General features: G+C 64.4%; 18 protein-coding genes. 14 read left to right on the forward strand and 4 right to left on the reverse strand.

Features of this window, described 5'->3' with window-relative positions; translation table 11 throughout:
- Positions 1 to 37: 37 nt before the first annotated feature.
- A complete protein-coding gene (locus ACNHGR_RS15535) occupies positions 38 to 1,090 on the reverse strand; it encodes a quinone-dependent dihydroorotate dehydrogenase (RefSeq protein WP_475287256.1) in 1,053 nt (350 codons plus the stop codon).
- 349 nt (positions 1,091 to 1,439) lie between these two features.
- On the opposite strand from ACNHGR_RS15535, the gene ACNHGR_RS15540 reads away from it, so the two are divergent.
- The 12 genes from ACNHGR_RS15540 to ACNHGR_RS15595 all read left to right on the forward strand — a co-directional run bounded on the left by ACNHGR_RS15540 (position 1,440) and on the right by ACNHGR_RS15595 (position 9,978).
- Positions 1,440 to 2,381, forward strand: a complete 942-nt coding sequence (locus ACNHGR_RS15540; RefSeq protein WP_475287258.1) for a helix-turn-helix transcriptional regulator — start codon at positions 1,440 to 1,442, stop codon at positions 2,379 to 2,381.
- A gap of 114 nt (positions 2,382 to 2,495) precedes the next feature.
- On the forward strand, positions 2,496 to 2,906 hold the full coding sequence (locus tag ACNHGR_RS15545) for an RrF2 family transcriptional regulator (protein WP_184269103.1): 411 nt from the start codon (positions 2,496 to 2,498) through the stop codon (positions 2,904 to 2,906).
- A complete protein-coding gene (sufB, locus tag ACNHGR_RS15550) occupies positions 2,903 to 4,387 on the forward strand; it encodes a Fe-S cluster assembly protein SufB (protein ID WP_475287260.1) in 1,485 nt (494 codons plus the stop codon). The genes ACNHGR_RS15545 and sufB overlap by 4 nt, the downstream gene beginning before the upstream one ends.
- A gap of 119 nt (positions 4,388 to 4,506) precedes the next feature.
- Positions 4,507 to 4,893 (forward strand): endonuclease domain-containing protein, encoded by a 387-nt coding sequence (locus ACNHGR_RS15555; RefSeq protein WP_475287262.1) that lies wholly within the window; start codon positions 4,507 to 4,509, stop codon positions 4,891 to 4,893.
- Positions 4,890 to 5,345, forward strand: a complete 456-nt coding sequence (locus ACNHGR_RS15560; RefSeq protein WP_475287264.1) for a hypothetical protein — start codon at positions 4,890 to 4,892, stop codon at positions 5,343 to 5,345. The genes ACNHGR_RS15555 and ACNHGR_RS15560 overlap by 4 nt, the downstream gene beginning before the upstream one ends.
- A gap of 6 nt (positions 5,346 to 5,351) precedes the next feature.
- On the forward strand, positions 5,352 to 6,098 hold the full coding sequence (sufC, locus tag ACNHGR_RS15565; RefSeq protein WP_475287266.1) for a Fe-S cluster assembly ATPase SufC: 747 nt from the start codon (positions 5,352 to 5,354) through the stop codon (positions 6,096 to 6,098).
- On the forward strand, positions 6,095 to 6,847 hold the full coding sequence (locus ACNHGR_RS15570; protein ID WP_475287268.1) for a SufD family Fe-S cluster assembly protein: 753 nt from the start codon (positions 6,095 to 6,097) through the stop codon (positions 6,845 to 6,847). Before sufC ends, ACNHGR_RS15570 begins: the two co-directional genes overlap by 4 nt.
- Positions 6,844 to 8,049, forward strand: a complete 1,206-nt coding sequence (locus ACNHGR_RS15575; protein WP_475287270.1) for a cysteine desulfurase — start codon at positions 6,844 to 6,846, stop codon at positions 8,047 to 8,049. Before ACNHGR_RS15570 ends, ACNHGR_RS15575 begins: the two co-directional genes overlap by 4 nt.
- On the forward strand, positions 8,046 to 8,510 hold the full coding sequence (locus tag ACNHGR_RS15580; protein WP_184269113.1) for an SUF system Fe-S cluster assembly protein: 465 nt from the start codon (positions 8,046 to 8,048) through the stop codon (positions 8,508 to 8,510). The genes ACNHGR_RS15575 and ACNHGR_RS15580 overlap by 4 nt, the downstream gene beginning before the upstream one ends.
- Positions 8,510 to 8,872 (forward strand): HesB/IscA family protein, encoded by a 363-nt coding sequence (locus ACNHGR_RS15585; protein ID WP_475287272.1) that lies wholly within the window; start codon positions 8,510 to 8,512, stop codon positions 8,870 to 8,872. The genes ACNHGR_RS15580 and ACNHGR_RS15585 overlap by 1 nt, the downstream gene beginning before the upstream one ends.
- Before the next feature lie 81 nt (positions 8,873 to 8,953).
- Positions 8,954 to 9,748, forward strand: a complete 795-nt coding sequence (locus ACNHGR_RS15590) for a Rossmann-fold NAD(P)-binding domain-containing protein (RefSeq protein WP_475287274.1) — start codon at positions 8,954 to 8,956, stop codon at positions 9,746 to 9,748.
- A gap of 77 nt (positions 9,749 to 9,825) precedes the next feature.
- Entirely contained in the window at positions 9,826 to 9,978 is a 153-nt protein-coding gene (locus ACNHGR_RS15595) for a hypothetical protein (RefSeq protein WP_475287276.1), read from the forward strand.
- On the opposite strand, the gene ACNHGR_RS15600 is transcribed toward ACNHGR_RS15595, so the two are convergent.
- On the reverse strand, positions 9,975 to 10,886 hold the full coding sequence (locus ACNHGR_RS15600) for a DMT family transporter (RefSeq protein WP_475287278.1): 912 nt from the start codon (positions 10,884 to 10,886) through the stop codon (positions 9,975 to 9,977). The two genes, ACNHGR_RS15595 and ACNHGR_RS15600, sit on opposite strands and share 4 nt — an antisense overlap.
- A complete protein-coding gene (locus ACNHGR_RS15605; RefSeq protein ID WP_475287280.1) occupies positions 10,879 to 11,898 on the reverse strand; it encodes a threonine aldolase family protein in 1,020 nt (339 codons plus the stop codon). Before ACNHGR_RS15605 ends, ACNHGR_RS15600 begins: the two co-directional genes overlap by 8 nt.
- Before the next feature lie 151 nt (positions 11,899 to 12,049).
- Here ACNHGR_RS15605 and ACNHGR_RS15610 point away from each other — a divergent pair, with 151 nt between their 5' ends.
- Both ACNHGR_RS15610 and ACNHGR_RS15615 read left to right on the forward strand, forming a co-directional pair.
- Complete coding sequence (locus ACNHGR_RS15610) at positions 12,050 to 13,141, forward strand: branched-chain amino acid aminotransferase (protein WP_475287282.1); 1,092 nt, start codon at positions 12,050 to 12,052, stop codon at positions 13,139 to 13,141.
- Positions 13,142 to 13,291: 150 nt separating this feature from the next.
- Complete coding sequence (locus ACNHGR_RS15615; protein ID WP_475287284.1) at positions 13,292 to 14,500, forward strand: UbiH/UbiF/VisC/COQ6 family ubiquinone biosynthesis hydroxylase; 1,209 nt, start codon at positions 13,292 to 13,294, stop codon at positions 14,498 to 14,500.
- 355 nt (positions 14,501 to 14,855) lie between these two features.
- Here ACNHGR_RS15615 and ACNHGR_RS15620 read toward each other — a convergent pair whose 3' ends face one another.
- Positions 14,856 to 15,368, reverse strand: a complete 513-nt coding sequence (locus ACNHGR_RS15620) for a cytochrome b (RefSeq protein WP_475287286.1) — start codon at positions 15,366 to 15,368, stop codon at positions 14,856 to 14,858.
- Positions 15,369 to 15,418 lie beyond the last annotated feature (50 nt).

A 15,418-nucleotide genomic window follows, 5' to 3' on the forward strand; every position in this document is an offset into this window, starting at 1 on the left:
CGCGCGCCCGGATCGCCGGGCGCGGCCTTGCGCCGGTTCAGATGTCGGCGCCGACGATTTCCGCCACCGTCTTCACCCCGTCGCGCTGCATCAGCGCCTTCAGCCCGGCATTGATGCGCCGGGCGAGATAGGGGCCTTCATAGACCAGCGCGCTGTAGATCTGGACCAGTGACGCGCCGGCACGGATGCGAGCATAGGCCTGATCCGCATTGGCGATGCCGCCGACGCCGATCAGCGGCAGGCGGGTGCCCAGCAGGCGGCGGAAATCCTTCAGCCGTTCCAGCGACAGGTCGGTCAGCGGCGCGCCGGACAGGCCGCCGGCCTCGCCCGCATGGGCCGATTTGAGCGCCGGGCGAGTGATGGTGGTGTTGGACACGATCAGCGCATCGACGCGATGGTCGATACAGGCGGCGGCGATATCCTCGACATCGGCGGGTTCCAGATCGGGCGCGACCTTTAGGAAAATGGGCGTGCTGTCGGCGCCACGCGCGGCCATCACGGCGGAGAGCAGGTCGTCCAGCGCGGCTCGGCCCTGCAAGGCGCGCAGGCCCGGCGTGTTGGGGGAGGAGATGTTGACGGTCAGATAATCGGCCAGCGGCGCCATGACGCGCACGCCGGTGGCATAATCGGCCACGCCCCGCCCGGTCGCCGTAGCCTCCTTGTTCGCGCCGATATTGATGCCGATGACCGGGCCTTCACCTTTTGGCCGGCGATAGCGGGCGATGCGGTCCGCCGCTGCGCCCTGGCCGCCATTGTTGAAGCCGAAGCGGTTGATGACGGCGCGATCCTCGACCAGCCGGAACAGCCGGGGCTGGGGATTGCCCGGCTGGGCCAGCGGGGTCAGCGTGCCCAGTTCGGCGAAACCGAAGCCGAGGCCGTGCATCTTGTGCGCGACCCGGCCATCCTTGTCATAGCCTGCGGCCAGTCCGACCGGATTGGGGAAACGGATTCCGGCCACCACGGACTCCAGCATCGGGTCGGGCGTGAGCGGCGCGGGCGTCGGCATCCATCGCAGCGCAGCGATCGAGAGATGATGGGCGCGCTCGGCATCCAGAGCGAAGAGCAGCGGGCGGATCAGGCGGTAGGACATGGATCGGCCTATGCCAGCGGACCGCGCATCCGTCGAGTGGCTGTTGCTATGCAGCAACAGCGGCGACCCTTGGTTATTTCATGACAAGAAACGTCATGATTGAGACCGTTTGCAGCCGAAAAATGTCCGTTTCATCCAATAAAGTTGCTGCGATTCGGGCGTAAAGCCGGCTTGCGACCCGAAGGCTCTCAGGCCTATGGCCTATGAGACCTTTTACTGACCCGGCAGTGAAAACTGCCGGGTCATTTTTTATCGATGACTGCTAGCTGTCGAAAAACTTTACGATTTTTCCTTTCGGATGCTTGCACCGTCGCCGCGTTGGCGCATAGTGATCGCCAGGGGTGAAAACATGGGGTCGCATCGTAGCGAAAATGCGGCGCGCGCCATCGCGTTGCCGGACGACCGGGGGCCGCTATCCTATGCCGTCGATGCGGCGCAGGGGCCGGTGCGCTTGCGCTATTTCGCGCCGCCCGCGCATCTGCGGTCCTATTTCGGCTCGCTCTATTTCTTCACCGTGTCCGCCGACCATTATGCCGACGCCACGCGGGCCGACGTCCCGCAATTGCGGCTGATGCTCGACGGCGGGGGCCATTATCATTTTCAGGACGGGACCGTCATGGCAACGCCCGATGTCTGCCTGCTGGGGCCGACCATGGGCGCGACGCGCTTCGCGCTCGATCGGCCGGCCCGCGTGATCGGCATTTCGCTGTTGCCGGCGGGTTGGATGTCCTTGCATGGCGGCGACGCCAGCGCTTTGGCCGACCGGCTGTGCGATCTGGCGGCGGAGCGGGGCGCCGTCTATCACCGCCTGCTCGAAGCTGTGCGTGCACTGGGCGACGATGCCGATGCAATGGCGGCCCTGTGCTGGGCGGAACTGGGAAAGCTGGTCCGGCCGCTGCGCCCGGCGACCTGGGCCTTGCTGGCGGCGATCGACGCCTGGCTGGTGGATGAAGGGTCGCCGAAGATCGAGACGCTGGCGGAGGCGACCGAGCTGTCGCCGCGCCAGCTCGCCCGGCTGGCCAATAAATATTATGGCGCGCCGCCCAAATTGCTGGCGCGCAAATATCGGGCGCTGCGCTGTTCGGCGCGGATCGCGCTGGACGGCACAAGCTGGCAACAATTGTGCGAGGAAGGCGGCTTTTACGACCAGTCGCACTTCATTCGCGAGATCAAGCATTTCATCGGCCTGACCCCGCATCAGTTGCAGACCGAGCCATCGGCGGTCGCGCAACTCACCTTGTTGCGGCGTTCGCTGGGTGGCGATGTGGCCGTGCTGAACCGGCTGAGTTGACCGGCCCAAAGTAAAATTTCCTTGATTATCCGCGCCCGGCGGACCACATGCGCCCAATCGGACGGAATCGGTCTGATTTGAGAATGGTTCGCAATTTGGGATGCGTCACGCGGGATGAAACTGTCGAGCTTCGCTGACTATGCGGTCGTGCTGATGTCCGCCGCCGCGCGCCATTGCGGCGCTGCGAAGATGAACGCGACGACTCTGTCGGGCGAAACCGGCATTCCGTTGCCCACCGCGCAGAAGCTGGTGAGCCGCCTGTCGGCCGCCGGGCTGCTCGAATCGAGCCGGGGCACCGGTGGGGGCGTGCGCCTGTCGCGGCCGCCCGCGACCATCACGCTGGCCGATGTAGTAGAGGCGGTCGAAGGACCGATCGCCATGACCGCCTGCACGGAAATGGGCGCGCATGACTGCAATCTGGAAAGCGATTGCCGCATCCGCCCGCATATGAATGTGGCGAACAATGCCATCCGCGAAGCACTCGCGGGGGTGACGATCGCCAGTCTGACACGAGAAATGGCATGACCGAAGAAGTGACCGCAGTTCGCAATCAGGAAGCGTATGACGCCGCCCAGCGCGCGTCGACCTATGAACATGGCTGGTCGTCGGCCATCGAGCAGGATTTCGCGCCCAAGGGGCTGAACGAGGATACGGTCCGCTTCATTTCGGCCAAGAAGAACGAGCCGCAATGGCTGCTCGACTGGCGGCTGAAGGCGTTCGCCATGTGGCAGAAGATGGAAGCACCGGACTGGGCGAAGCTGAACGTCCCGCCGATCGACTATCAGGACGCCTATTATTACGCCGAGCCCAAGAAGAAGGTGGAGCTGGATTCGCTGGATCAGGTCGATCCCGAAATCCTCGCCACCTATCAGAAGCTGGGCATCCCGATCGCCGAGCAGGAGATGCTCGCCGGGGTGAAGGGCAGCCGCAAGATCGCGGTGGACGCGGTGTTCGACAGCGTCTCGGTCGCCACCACCTTCCGCAAGGAGCTGGAGGAAGCGGGCGTCATCTTCCGTTCCATCAGCGAGGCGGTGCGCGAATATCCCGACCTCGTAAAGAAGTGGCTGGGCAAGGTCGTGCCGATGCACGACAACTACTTCGCGACGCTCAACTGCGCGGTCTTCTCCGACGGCACCTTCGTCTACATTCCCAAGGGCGTGCGTTGCCCGATGGAGCTGTCGACCTATTTCCGCATCAACGCGGAAAATACCGGCCAGTTCGAACGCACGCTGATCGTCGCGGATGAGGGCGCCTATGTCTCCTATCTCGAAGGCTGCACCGCGCCGATGCGCGACGAAAATCAGCTCCATGCCGCCGTGGTGGAACTGGTCGCGCTCGACGATGCGGAGATCAAGTACAGCACCGTCCAGAACTGGTATCCGGGCGACGAGAATGGCAAGGGCGGCATCTATAATTTCGTGACCAAGCGGGCGCTGTGTCAGGGGCGCAACAGCAAGGTTTCGTGGACGCAGGTGGAAACCGGCTCCGCGATTACCTGGAAATATCCGTCCTGCGTGCTGAATGGCGAGAATAGCGTCGGCGAGTTCTACTCGGTGGCGCTGACCAACAATCTGCAACAGGCTGATACGGGCACGAAGATGATCCACAATGGCAAGGGGTCGCGATCGACCATCGTGTCCAAGGGGATCAGCGCGGGGCGTTCGAACAACACCTATCGCGGGCTGGTGCGCGTGGCGCCGGGCGCGGAGGGTGTGCGCAACTTTACCCAATGCGACAGCCTGTTGCTGGGCGACCAGTGCGGCGCGCACACCGTGCCCTATATCGAAGTGCGCAATCCCAGCGCGCAGATCGAGCATGAAGCGACCACCAGCAAGATCAGCGACGATCAGCTCTTCTACGCGATGCAGCGCGGGCTGGATCAGGAAAGCGCAGTGTCGCTGATCGTGAACGGCTTTGCCAAGGAAGTGCTGCAACAGCTGCCGATGGAATTTGCGGTGGAAGCGCAGAAGCTGCTGGGCATTTCGCTGGAGGGTTCGGTCGGTTGATCGATCAGACACCTCTGGATCAGGCACGCCGCCTAAACTCCCCTCCCCTTCAGGGGAGGGGCCGGGGGTGGGGGCTATCGGCTGGTCGTCTTGGCCAGTTGAAGGGCTTTGCACGCGAAATGCGCGGTGCACCGACCGAGCCGGAAAAGCGCCTTTGGACGAAATTGTCTCGCTCGCAGATCGGCGGCTTTAAATTCCGCCGCCAGTCCGTGGTCGGGCCTTTCATCGTCGACTTTCTGTGTCCGCAAAAGGCGCTGATCGTGGAAGTCGATGGTGACACCCATGTTGCAGGTTCCGACGCGGCTCGCGATCAAGTGCTGCAACAGCAAGGGTATCAGATCATCCGCATCGCCAATCATGAGGTGATGCAGAATATGGAAGGGGTTTGTGCGGCGATTCTTGGCGCCCTTGATCAGGCGCCGGATCGTTGGGCCAGCCCCCTCCCCAACCCCTCCCCTGAAGGGGAGGGGCTTTTTCAGGTCAATGAAAAGACGAGCAATAAATGAGCGACGAAGACGATATCCAGGATGCCCTCGCCGATTTCGCGGAGGATGTCGGCAATGGCCAGTCATGGACCGCCGCGATCCGTATCCTGACCGAGGATTATGAGCTGGAAGAGGGCGAGTTGCAGGCCCGCGCCGCCAAGGATTTCGGCGACCTCGACGCCTATGAGGCGGAGAGCCGGGCCGCGCTGGAGAAGGGCGACGTCGCCTTTACCGAGAAGTTGCGTAGCGACAAGGCGTTCCACAAGGCGAAGGCGCCCAACCTCGCCCGCATGGGCCCGGTCAGCGAATTCGTCGTCGCGCTGCTGGAAAAGGGCGCGCCCGAGCCGGGGGCCGACTGGTGGCCCTATATGCCGATCAAGCGCCATATCGACACGCTGTTCCCCGCGCCGGGCGACGTGCGCGACATGGCCTTCTGGACCGCGCGGACGCTCCAGCGCGCGCATAAGGACTAAAGACAGATGCTGACGATCGACAATCTGACCAACGAAATCGACGGCAAGGCGATCCTGAAAGGACTCTCGCTCCAGATCAATGCGGGCGAAATCCACGCGATCATGGGCCCGAACGGCGCCGGCAAGTCGACGCTGGCCTATACGCTGGGCGGTCGCCCGAACTATGAAGTGACGGGCGGCAGCGCGACCTTCGAAGGCGCGGACCTGTTCGAGATGGAGCCGCATGAGCGCGCGGCAGCGGGCCTGTTTCTCGGTTTCCAGTATCCGGTCGAGATTCCCGGCGTGTCCAACCTGCAATTCCTGCGCGAAAGCCTGAATAGCCAGCGCCGCGCGCGCGGCGAGAAGGAGCTGAACGGCGGCGAGTTCATCAAGCTGGCCAAGGAAAAGGCCGGGCTGCTGGGCCTCGACATGGAAATGCTCAAGCGTCCGGTGAATGTCGGCTTTTCGGGCGGCGAAAAGAAGCGCGCCGAAATGGTGCAGATGGGTATTCTCGACCCCAAGCTGGCGATCCTCGACGAAACCGACTCCGGCCTCGACATCGACGCGCTCAAGATCGTGGGCGCTGGCATCAACGCGATCATGCGCAAGCCCGACAAGGCCGTGCTGCTCATCACCCATTATCAGCGCCTGCTCGACTATGTGAAGCCGGACTTCGTGCATGTTCTGGCCGCTGGCCGGATCGTCAAGTCGGGTGGTCCCGAACTGGCGCTGGAACTGGAGCGCGAAGGCTATGCTGAGGTGGTGGCGGCGTGAACGCTCTTACCCTGCCGACCCGCAAGGCGGAAGAATGGCGCTATAGCGACCTTGAGGCGCTGGTGACCGTATGGCCCGTGCCCGCGCCGACCCGCATCGACGTGGCGGCGGGGACAAGCGTGCGCCATCATCTGTTGCAGGATGCAGCCGACGGCGCAGCGGCGGTGCATGACTATGTCATCACCATCGCGGACGGGGCGCGGTGCGATTTCCATGTGCTCAATATCGGCGGCAAGCTGGGCCGCGTGACCTTCACCGTCACGATCGGCAGCAACGCCCATTTCGAACTGAATGGCGCGATATTGGGCGGCGGCGATCAGACGCTGGAGATCATCACCAGCGTTACCCATGAAAAGCCGGATTCGACCAGCGGCCAGACGATCCGGTCGATCCTGGGGCAGCGGGCGACGGGCAGCTATCTGGGCAGCATCAATGTCGCGCGCGATGCGCAGCGCACCGATGCGTTCCAGTCGATCAAGGCGATGCTGCTGGATCGCACGGCCACGGCCAATGCCAAGCCGGAGCTGGAAATTTTCGCTGACGACGTGAAATGCGCCCATGGCGCGACCGTCGGCGAACTGGACCGCCAAGCGCTGTTTTACATGGCCTCGCGCGGCATGGACCCGGCAACCGCCAAGACGCTGCTGCTGAAAGCCTTTGTCGCCGGCGTGTTCGACGATGTCGCGGACGAGGCGGTCAAGGACAGCCTTGAAGCGGCCGCGCTCGCCAAGCTGGGGACTTTGGTATGACCGACCTCGCGCAGGGCCTGCGTCTGCGGGACGATTTTCCCGGAGTCGGCGACTGGCATTATCTGGACAGCGCCGCCACCGCGCAAAAGCCCCATGCCGTGATCGACGCGATCGCGCGCGCCTATGGCCCCGATTATGCGACGGTGCATCGCGGCGTCTATGAGCGGTCGGCGAACATGACCCTCGCCTATGAAGCGGCGCGTCGGAAGGTCGCTGGCTTCATCGGCGCGGCGAGCGACAGCGAGATCGTCTATGTCCGCGGTGCGACCGAGGGCATCAATCTGGTCGCGCAATGCTGGGCGGGGACGCAGCTCAAGGCGGGCGACCGTATCCTGCTATCCATGCTGGAGCATCATTCCAACATCGTGCCCTGGCAGATGGTGGCGGAGAAAGTCGGTGCATCGATCGACGTCGTGCCGCTGACGGCGGATGGCCAGATCGATCTCGACGCGATGGCGGCGATGATTACGCCCGCGCACAGGATGGTCGCGCTGGCCCATGTGTCGAACGTACTGGGCAGCGTGCTCGACGTGCGCCGGGCAGCGGACATCGCGCATGGCGTGGGCGCGAAGATCCTGATTGATGGCTGCCAGGCCGTGCCGCGTCTGGCGGTGGATGTTCAGGCGCTGGATTGCGACTTCTACGTCTTTTCCGCGCATAAGCTCTATGGTCCGACCGGCATCGGTGCGTTGTGGGCCCGCCAGGAACTGCTGGACGCCATGCCCCCCTATCAGGGCGGCGGATCGATGATCGACAAGGTGACGTTCGAAAAGACGACCTATGCCCCCGCGCCGACCCGGTTCGAGGCTGGTACGCCGCATATCGTCGGCGTGGTCGGCCTGTCCGCCGCGATCGACTATGTCCAGGGCATCGGGCTGGATGCGATCCACGCGCATGAATGCGCGCTGGTGGCCAAGGCGCGCGCGGCGCTGGAGCAGATCAACAGCGTGCGCGTCTTTGGCCCCGATAATTCGGCCGGCATCCTCTCTTTCGAGGTGGAGGGGGTGCATCCGCACGATGTCGGCACCATATTGGACGAAACGGGCGTCGCGATCCGGGCCGGCCATCATTGCGCACAGCCGCTGATGCGCCATCTGGGCGTCGAGGCGACAGCACGGGCCAGCTTCGGCATCTACAGCGATGACAGCGATGTGGATGCGCTGGTCCAGGGACTTGAACGGGTAAGGAAGATCTTCGGATGACCGAGGAACGCAAGATCATGGTGGAAGAAGTGGACGCGGTGGATGCGCCGCCGAAGGTGCGTGTGGACGATGCCGCCGAGGCTGCGCCGCGCCAGCGCGACTATTTGGACGGGTTCCTGTCGCAGAAGCCCGCCGAAGTTACGGCCGGCGAACCGGGTGGCGACATTTATGATGGCGTGATCGAGGCCCTGAAGGAGATTTTCGACCCGGAAATCCCGGTCAATATCTATGACCTCGGCCTGATCTACGGCGTCGATGTCACCACGGACGGCCATGTCGTCGTCACCATGACGCTGACCACGCCGCATTGCCCGGTCGCCGAATCCATGCCGGGTGAAGTCGAACTGCGCGTCGGCGCGGTGCCGGGCGTGGGCGATGCGCAGGTCAACCTCGTCTGGGACCCGCCATGGGACCCGCAGAAGATGAGCGACGAGGCGAAGCTCGAACTGGGAATGTTGTAATGACCGACACCACGACCAAGGCCCGCGCCCGCCCCGCTGCCGTCCTCCTGACGCCAAGCGCGGAGCAGCGGATCGCCGATCTGATGCGCCAGGCGCCCGAAGGCACGATCGGCGTCAAGCTGTCGACGCCCAAGCGCGGCTGTTCGGGCCTGGCCTATTCGGTCGATTATGTGACGGAAGAGGCGAAGTTCGACGAGAAGATCGCGACGCCCGGCGGCGTCCTCTATATCGACGGCGCGTCGGTGCTCTATCTGATCGGGTCGACGATGAACTGGGTGGAGGATGATTTCACCGCCGGTTTCGTCTTCAACAATCCCAATGCCAAGGGCAGTTGCGGCTGCGGCGAGAGCTTTACGGTCTAATCGCTCCTTCCGTTCGGTTCGAGCTTGTCGAGAACGGCGCGCAGGGTTCTCGACAAGCTCGAACCGAACGGAGATGACGTAATGCCTCACATGCTGATCCTCGGCATGGGCTATACTGCCTCTCGCCTCGCCACCCGCCTGCGCGCCGATGGCTGGCAGGTCACCGGCGTCCGCCGTAGCACGGATGCCGAGGTGTTGGCCTTTGACGACGAGCGCGCCGTCCGCGCCGCCATTGCGGGCGCAACCCATATCCTCTCCTCCGTCCCGCCCGAAGGCGATGCCGATCCGGTGCTGGCTCGCTATGGCGATGCGATCGCCGCTGCGCCTGCACTGTGGGCCGGCTATCTCTCCTCCACCGGCGTCTATGGCGATGCGGCCGGGGCCTGGGTGGATGAAGCCAGCCCGGTCGGGCAGGGGCGCCGTACCGCGCGGGCGGTGGCGGATCTGGCATGGGGGGCGCTGCGCCCCGACATGCGCCGCTTTCGCCTGCCCGGCATCTACGGTCCCGGCCGGTCGGCGCTGGAGCGAGTGCGGGAGGGGAAGGCGCATCGCATCGCCCTGCCGGATCAGGTTTTCAGCCGCATCCATGTGGACGATATCGTCGCGGGTGTGATCGCGTCGTTCGATGGGCCGGCGGGCGCCTATAATCTGGCTGATGACCTGCCTTGCGCGCAGAATGACGTGATAGAGGCGGCCTGCGACCTGCTGGGGCTGTCATGGCCGTGCTTGCAGACGCTGGACGAAGCCGGCCTGTCGCCGATGGCGCGGGCTTTTTATGCCGAAAACCGGCGGGTCGCCAATGGCCGGGCCAAGCGGTTGCTGGGCTGGTCGCCGCTCTATCCCACCTATGTGCAGGGGTTGCGTGCCTGTCTGTAGGGCAATCCGTCGCGTGGTTTACGCCTTGTTAACCGAGGCGGTCGACAAGCGGGACATCGCCGCATAAGGACCGCGCCATGACCCGCATCGACCAGAGATTTTCGGAACTTAGCCACCGGATGCATGATCTGGTCGTGCCCGGTCGATCGGTCGCGGCGGCGCCCTCGATCGCCAGCCTGCTGGATAAGGTCAATGCCGCCAAGCTGCGTTACCAGCCAGGCGGGCGTTAACCCGCCTTCGATCGCAGGGCCATGGCCATGCCCGCTATCGCCAGCAATGCGCCGATGATGGCCAGCGCCGACCAGCGATAGCCCTCCACTATGGTCGAGATCAGCATCGCAATCACCGGGATGAGCACGCTGGTATAGGCTGCGCGGCCGGCGCCCATCCGCTGAATCAGGGTGAAATAGAGGGGGAAGGTCACGACCGACCCGGCAATGCCCAGCCAGCCCACGCCCATTATATAGCCGATGCGGGTGTCGAAGGTCGGCGGCCCGAGCGTCGCCCAGGCATAGAGCGCATCGACTCCTGCGCCGATCAGCATCGCCCAGGCCAGCACCGCCACCATCGGCAGGCGGCGGGCAATCTCCATGCCCTGCATCACATTGGCGGCCGACGCGCTCATCAGCCCGGCGAAGGAAAAGGCCGCGCCCAGCAACACCATGTCCGGGCGGACGGCCCCGGACTCCAACGGCGCGCCATGATATTCATGCAGCAGCATCAACACGATCCCCGTCACCGCCACCACCGATCCGCCGATGAAGGCGCGGCTGACGGGCTGGCGAAAGATGAGGAAGGCTAGGATCGAATTGGGGATCAGCAGCATCGCATAGACGACCGCGACCACCCCGGAGGTCAGATAATGCTCCGCCCGGTAGACGAAATTGAAGTTGAGCACGAACTGCGCGATGCCGAGCAGCGCGGCATAGAGCAGGCCGCTGCGCCCGATGTTGAGCGACACGCCCCGGAAGCGCGCAAAGATCGCCATGGCGACCCCGGCCAGCGCGAAACGGTAGCAGACCGACCAACTGGCCGGCACCGACCCGATCTGGTCGCGAATGACGATCCAGGTCGAACTCCAGATCAGGGTGACGAGGATGAAGGGGATCGCGATGCCGCCCTTCCTGTCCTCAGCCATGGGAAAGCGCCTTGAGTGCCGCCGCCAGCGGAGCGACGCTCTGTGCATCCTGCGCCCAGTTGGTGACGAGCCGCGCCGCGCCCTCGCCCCAATCGTAGAAGTCGAAGCCCTGCGCGCGCAGGCTGGCGGCGTCTTCGGCGGTCAGGCGCACGAACAGTTCGTTCGCCTCGACCGGGTGCATCAGCCGGCCGGCCGCGCCTTCCGCCAGTGCCTTGGCCGCGTCGTTCGCGGCATGGGCGTTGGTCAGCCACAGACCGTCGGAGATCATCGCCAATATCTGCGCGGCGAGATAGCGGCCCTTGGAGAAAAGATGGCCGGACCGCTTGCGCCAGCGCTTTGCTTCGGCCGCGCGGGCGGGGGCAGTCTCGCCGAAGAAGAGCAACGCTTCCCCCACCATGCCGCCATTTTTGACGCAGCCGAAGGACAGGGCATCCACGCCCGCGCGCCATGTGATGTCGGCGGGTGCGCAGCCCAGATGCGCGACCGCATTGGCGAAGCGGGCGCCGTCCATGTGGAAGCTAAGGCCGTTGGCTTTGGCGAGATCGCCCAGCGCGGCGACTTCATCGGGCGTGTAGACCAGCCCATATTCAGTGGCGTTGGTGATGCTGATCGCGCGCGCCGGCACCTGATGCACGTCGGGGCGGATCGCCTTCAGCCGCTCTGTCACGCGATCGGGCGTCAGCTTCGCGCCCTCACCCGGCAGCGGCATCAGCGTCGCGCCATGGGTGAAGAAGCCCGGCGCACCGCATTCGTCGGCGACGATATGCGCCTCCTCATGACAGAGGATGCCGCCATAGGGCGGGCAGAGCGTCGCCAGCGCGATGCAGTTGGCCGCCGTGCCGGTCGACACCCACAGCACACTGACCGGGGTATCGAACAGGTCGGAAAAGGCGCCGTCCAGCCGCGCGCTCCACGCATCGCCATCATAGCCATGGTCGGCCCGGTCGGCAGCGGCGATGGCGGCCATGATCTGCGGGGCGACCGGGGTGGCGTTGTCGGAGAAGAAATGCATCGCCCAGCGATAGCCGGGCCGCCGCGACGCGGGAAGAGGCCAGCGCGGGTCCGCTGGCCCTTTTGTAAAATGGGTCAGTATATGTGACCCATTGTTTCCCCGGTCGCTCTGTGACATAGGCGCCCTTCCGAGCCAGAAAAGGAGACTCACCATGGCCGCCGAGCAGACGTCGCGTTTCACCGTTACCCGCAACAGCCAGGCTGTGTCGGCGGACGAGCGCGCGGTATTGCTCCAGGATCCGGGCTTCGGCCGGCTCTTTACCGACCATATGGTGACGATCCGCTATACCGAAGGGCAGGGCTGGCACAGCCACAAGGTCGAGCCGCGCGCGCCCTTCATGCTCGATCCGGCTTGCGCCGTGCTACATTATGCGCAGGAAATCTTCGAAGGGATGAAGGCCTATCGGCTGGAAGATGGCAGCGTCGCCATGTTTCGCCCGGAAGAAAATGCCCGCCGCTTCGCCGAATCGGCCGAGCGCATGGCGATGCCGGCAATCCCGCAGGATCTGTTCCTGGAAGCGGTCGAGGAACTGGTGAAGATTGATGCCGACTGGATTCCGACCGGTGAAGGCAGCCTCTATCTGCGCCCCTTCCTGTTCGCGAGCGAGGCGTTTCTGGGCGTGCGCCCGTCGAACGAATATATTTTCTGCGTCATCGCCTCGCCCGCCGGCGCCTATTTCAAGGGCGGCAAGAAGGCCGTGACCCTGTGGGTGTCGGAACATTATACTCGCGCCGCACGCGGCGGCACCGGTGCGGCCAAGTGCGGCGGCAACTATGCTGCCAGCCTCGTCGCGCAGAAGGAAGCGATCGGCCATGGCTGCGACCAGGTCGTCTTCCTCGACGCCGCCGAAAATAAGTGGGTCGAGGAACTGGGCGGCATGAACGTCTTCTTCGTGATGGACGACGGGTCGATCGTGACCCCGCCGCTGACCGGTACGATCCTGCCCGGCATCACCCGCAATTCGATCATCGACCTCGCCCGCGCCAAGGGGCATGAGGTGCGCGAGGAGCCCTACAGCTTCGCCCAGTGGCGCGAAGACGCCGCCAGCGGCAAGCTGCGCGAAGCCTTTGCCTGCGGCACGGCGGCAGTCGTCACCGCAATCGGCACGGTCAAGAGCCGCGACGGCGACTTCACCGTGGGCAATGGCGATGGCGGTCTGGTGACGGAAAGCCTGCGTGGCGAACTGACCGGCATCCAGCGCGGCGTGGTGGCCGACCCGGCCAACTGGGTCCGCACGCTTTAAGTTAGTTCCTTCCTATCATCCGTTCGTCCTGCGCTTGTCGAAGAACCTCTCCTTCCTGTCGAAGAAAGGGGCTTCGACAGGCTCAGCCCGAACGGAATTAGGGTTTAGCCATACTTCCCAATCTCATCCCAAGCGCCTAGACACAGGCCCATGGAACGCTTCGACGTCGTTATTCTGGGTGGCGGGCTTGTCGGCCTGACCCTTGGCATCGCTCTTTCGGGTCATGGCGTGAAGACCGCCGTGATCGACCCGGCCGATCCAGCGGGCGTGACCGCCGCCGGCTTTGACGGGCGGGTGTCGGCGATCAGCTCCACCAGCTATGCGATGATGACCGCCATTGGCGTGGGCAAGCATCTGGAAGGCAAGGGCTGCCCGATCGACCGCATCTGGGTCAGCGACGGGCTGGAGCCGGGCGCGCTGGATTTCGCGCCGGATGCCGATGATGGCGTGATGGGGACGATGGTTCCCAATCGCGACCTGCGCGTCGCGCTGGCCAGGACGGCGGACGAGGCCGCCAACCTCACCCGCTATCAGCCCGATCGCGCCACCCATGTCGATCGCAATGAAGATGGCGTCACGCTGACGCTGGCGAGTGGCGTGCGCCTTCATGGCGCGCTGCTGGTCGCGGCGGAGGGGCGCAACAGCCCCACGCGCGACGCCGCCGGGATCAACACGACGCGCTGGCAGTATAAGCATACCGCGATGGTCACGGCGATCGACCATGAGGTGCCGCACGCCAATACGGCCTATGAGATTTTCTATGTCGGCGGCCCCTTCGCGCTGCTGCCGATGCTGCCGGGCACCCGGTCTGCCGTGGTGTGGACGGTGCCGACCGAGCAGGCGCCAGCGATGATGAAATTGTCGGAACGCGCATGGCTGGCCGAGGCGCAGAAGCGGATCGGCGGGTTCCTGGGCGAGATCAGGCTGGCCGGGCCGCGCTCCTCCTACCCGCTGGGCTTCCATCATGCGGCGCGCATCACCGACACGCGCCTCGCGCTGGTGGGCGACAGCGCGCACGCCATCCACCCGATTGCCGGGCAGGGGGTGAATCTTGGCTTCCGCGATGTCGCCGCTTTGGTAGAAGTGCTGGTGGAAGGGATGCGTCTTGGCCTCGATCCGGGCGATGCGCAGTTGCTGGCGCGCTACCAGCGCTGGCGTGGCCTCGATTCGATGATGACCAGCGTGGCGATGGACGGGCTGGTGCGCCTGTTCGACGTGCCGGGCAAGATCCCGTCGCTGGTGCGCCGCGCAGGGCTGGCGGCGGTGCAGCGCAGCGGCATGCTGAAAGGGCGCTTCATGGCCGAAGCCCGCGGTCAGTCCGGCGCGTTGCCCCGGCTGCTGACGGGTGAGATGGTGTAGGGCAGCAAACACCCCCCTTTGCGGACAGTCAGCGCTGATGGTATCACTTATCCAGTGAGTCATTTGAATGATATCTTGGTCGACGCTCAGCGCTGGCTTGCCGCCCAGCCAGAACCAGTGCCAAGCTCTGCTACTTGGTGTGGGTTTAATAACTTCCGCCGCTTTATCGCGTCACTGCAAGCAGATGCATCTGCATCTGGCATCGAGCGAGCCTGCCACACCTTAGGATGGCATATCAGCGACCAGTATGGCGCCTATGAAGAGTTGATCGCCATCTCACAGTTCAACGAGCGAGTGAGACAGGTTGGGAAAGCAATCAGGCGGCGAGAATAGGTCCGCTTCCCACCAATGCCGGTCACAGCATCCGCCGCAGCACATCGTCCTTCAGCATGAAATGATGGCGCAGCGCCGCGCCCACATGCAGCAGGATCAGCGCGACCCATAGCCAGGGGAGCAACTCATGCGCGCCGCGCGACAGGCCGACGATCGCGTCGCCCTTCGCCACGCCAAATTTCGGCACGTCGAACAGGAAGAACCAGTTCAGCGGCCGTGTGCCAGCCGACGACATGATCCAGCCCGACAGCGGCAGGATCAGCATCAGCGCGTAGAAGACGATGTGCGTAAGATGGGCTGCGCCCTTTTCCCATGCCGGCATGGCGGCGGGCAGTTGTGGGGCCGGATGGGTCAGCCGCCAGACGATCCGCAGCAGCGTCAGCGCCAGCACAGTGAGGCCGATCGATTTGTGCACCGGCATCACCGCCCAATCCTTTGGCAGGGCATCATGGGCAAAGCCGAAGACAAGATTCCCCAGGATCAGGATCGCGATGATCCAGTGCAGGGCGCGGGCAACGGTCGTGTAACGGACCATGGGGTCTCCTTTTCGGATATGTCCCTGAAACAGCCATGGCCGTCCTACCC

Source organism: Sphingobium sp. RS1, from assembly GCF_056156825.1.